The following is a 2,227-nucleotide window of genomic DNA, read 5'->3' on the forward strand; positions in this document are numbered from 1 at the left end:
GGGCCGGTGCAGCCGCAGGCGGCGCCCACTCAAAGCGCCCAGCCGGCTCAGCCCGCGCCGCGCAATGCCCGCGAGGCGCGCAAGCAGGCGCGCGAGGCCGCCAAGGCGGCGAAGGCCGCGCAGGCCAAGGGCGCTGCGGCGCCGGCCGCTGCTACGCCCCCGGCTACGGCGGTGGCGCTCACCGCCGAGCAGATCGTCGCCAATTCAGACGCCAATATCGCGCGGATCAAGAGCGAGCTGAAGCTGACGCCGGAGCAGGAGAAACACTGGGGGTTGTTCTCCAGCGCGATGCACTACCTCGGGCAGCACGGCGCCGAGCGGCTCGAATTGCGCAAGGCGCGGGCGCAGCGCGATCCGCCCGACGATATCGTCGAGCAGATGCGCAACGAGGCGCAATTCCTGTACGACCGCGGCGCCGATCAGCGCGCGGTCGCCGACGCCGCCGAGCCGCTGTTCGCGACTCTCGACGACAAGCAGAAAGCGATCTTCGTCACGGAGATGGTCCGGCTCAGCACCGAGCGCGGGCTCGACTAAGCTGCTTAAATCCGCGGCGCGTTGTGTGATCTCGTTCGGTTTCAGGACATTGCGGGCGTGGCCCGCGTGACACAAAAGCCACGACCGCAGGTAATCCCGCCGGGACATCGCAAAAAAGGATACCGCTGCCCGAACGTTCTCAGCAAAATCCCGACCCATTAGCTCGGACAACGAGCAAACGGTTTCGATCGTATTTGATTTCGGGGTGCTGCGTGACGTTTCGAGCCACCATGATGGGCCTGCTGACGGCGACCGCGCTCGCCGTCTCCGGCGCTGCCGCACAGCAAGGCGCGCCGACGCCGGTGTCCGCGCCGCCGGACTACGATGCGCTGTTCGCACAGATGTATCAGCGGCCGTCGGATCTCGACGTCAGCTTCAAGTTCGCCCACGAGGCGGTGGCGCGCGGCGACTACGAGGCGGCGATCGGCGCGCTCGAGCGCATGCTGTTCTTCAATCCGGACCTGCCGCGGGTGAAGCTCGAACTCGGCGTGTTGTACTTCAAGCTGGCGTCCTACGAGATCGCGCGCGGCTATCTGCTCGACGCCATCAAGGGCGGCAATGTGCCGGCGGAGATCCGCGCCCAGGTGATGGCGTATCTGTCGGAAATCGACCGCCGGATGGCGCCTTACGAATACAGCGTGTTCCTGCATTCGGGCATGCGCTACCAGACCAACGCCAATATCGGCCCGAACGGCCTGCAGGTGCGGGCGCTCGGCCAGGACGCGATCCTCGATCCGGCCTACGGCAAGAAGCCGGACTGGAACACGTTCCAGACCGTCGCGGCGACCTACGCCTACAAGCTCAATCTGCGCGGCGACGCGATCGAGACCTCGTTCCTCGGCCTCAACTCGCGGCAGATGACGCAGAGCCGGTTCAATCTCGGCCTGGTCGAAGTCACCGCCGGCCACCGCGTCGGGCTCGGGCAGGACTCCTCGTTCAAATACTACGCGATTGGCGACAAGGTCTGGCTCGGCGACTACAGCTACTTCAACGCGCTCGGCGGCGGCCTGTCGGCGCGCACCCAGCTCGGCGGCCTCGGCCTGGTCGAAGGCTATGTCGAAACCCGGCACCGCCGCTTCAGCGACTCCAACTACTTCCCGACCGCCAGCGACCAGACCGGCGATTTGCTCACCGCCGCGATCCTCACCGACTTCCGCTGGGGCGGGGTGCACTGGACGACGCGCGCCGGCTACGACAGCAACAAGGCCATCGCCGACTACAACAGCTACAAGCGCTACTCGATCGACGTCGCGCTGCCGATCGAATTCGTGCTGCCGGTGTTCGGCGCCCCGCACGCCTTCGTGTTCGCGCCGACCGCCGGCTTCAGCCAGGCGAATTACGAGGCGCCGAACTTTATCGTCGATCCGGTGATCGTGCGCCGCGACCAGGAATATCGCTACGGCGCGATCTTCGACGCGCAGCTGGTCGACAATGTCGGCCTGCGCACCCAGGTGACCTACACCAAGATCGACTCCAACCTGCCGAACTACCGCACCAACAACCTGTCGGCCTCGATCGGCCCGACGCTGCGTTTCTGAGGAGGTCGGCGATGCATATGATCAGATCGTCAGCTTCCCACCGCCGTCATTGCGAGGAGCGCAGCGACGAAGCAATCCAGACTGCGGGGCGTGGTGTCATGGATTGCTTCGCGGAGCCTGTCATCGGGCGGCGCTTTGCGCCGACCCGTTGGCTC

At 66.1% G+C, this 2,227-nt stretch carries 2 protein-coding genes; both read left to right on the forward strand.

The features are described from left to right. Window positions 1–534: Spy/CpxP family protein refolding chaperone (locus tag IP86_RS24355; RefSeq protein WP_054165023.1), on the forward strand; the 534-nt coding region annotated here is incomplete at its 5' end. A 230-nt stretch (window positions 535–764) separates the two neighbouring features. Next, complete coding sequence (locus IP86_RS24360) at window positions 765–2,072, forward strand: tetratricopeptide repeat protein (protein ID WP_502694017.1); 1,308 nt, start codon at window positions 765–767, stop codon at window positions 2,070–2,072. Window positions 2,073–2,227: the final 155 nt, after the last annotated feature.

This window comes from Rhodopseudomonas sp. AAP120, from assembly GCF_001295845.1.
In the GTDB taxonomy this organism is placed as follows: Bacteria; Pseudomonadota; Alphaproteobacteria; order Rhizobiales; family Xanthobacteraceae; genus Rhodopseudomonas.

Coding starts and splice junctions, on each gene's coding strand:
- IP86_RS24360 (WP_502694017.1), top strand. CDS start 765: ATGATGGGCCTGCTGACGGCGACCGCGCTCGCCGTCTCCGGCGCTGCC.